The 607-nt window shown below is 79.7% G+C and carries 1 pseudogene; it reads right to left on the bottom strand.

Features of this window, described 5'->3' with window-relative positions:
- A pseudogene (locus tag GJQ66_RS12125) lies at window positions 1-607 on the bottom strand (chromosome segregation protein SMC); the annotation flags it as partial.

Raw genomic sequence — 607 nt, 5'->3', positions numbered from 1 at the left:
GGCGCGTCGCGGCGCCGTCGCGCTCCGCCTGGAGCGCGAGGCGGGACCGGCCGCCGCCCGACCCGGCGCGAATGGTGAAGGCCGTGACGACCTCGCCCGCGAGCGTCACGATCGCGCGGGGCGCGGGTGCCGCGGCGGCGAGAGCGCGCGCGGCGGCAAGATTGTCCGCGATCGCGACCCCGTCGAGCAACGCGAGGATCCCGTCCGGGGCCGCCACCACGTCGCAGGCCGCCCGTGCGCCCGCGGGCAGCGCACCCGGCGCGGACGGCCCGGCCGCCGCGATGGCGACGTCGACGACGCCGGCGTCGCCGACGTCCGCCGCGACCGCGTAGGCGGCGTCGGCGTCCTCGGCGAGTACGCCCTCCGCGAGCGGCCCGAGCGCCGATTCGATCGCGCGCTCGTACCCCGGCTCGACCTGCATCGCCTCGCTGACGAGGCCCCGGATCCCCGCGGATCCGCGGGCGACGATATCGGCCGCGACGTTTTCGAGATCCAGCGCGGCGCCCAGCGCGCGCTCGGTCGCGCGCAGGCCGTCCGCCTCTCGCTCGGCCGCGCGGTGGGCGGCGCGCACGTCCTCGAGCGCGCGCTCGGCCGCCTGCGCCTCGGC

It is taken from the genome of Microbacterium sp. ZXX196, assembly GCF_009709595.1.
GTDB lineage: Bacteria > Actinomycetota > Actinomycetes > Actinomycetales > Microbacteriaceae > Microbacterium > Microbacterium excoecariae.
This window is presented reverse-complemented; position numbering and strand designations above follow the sequence as displayed.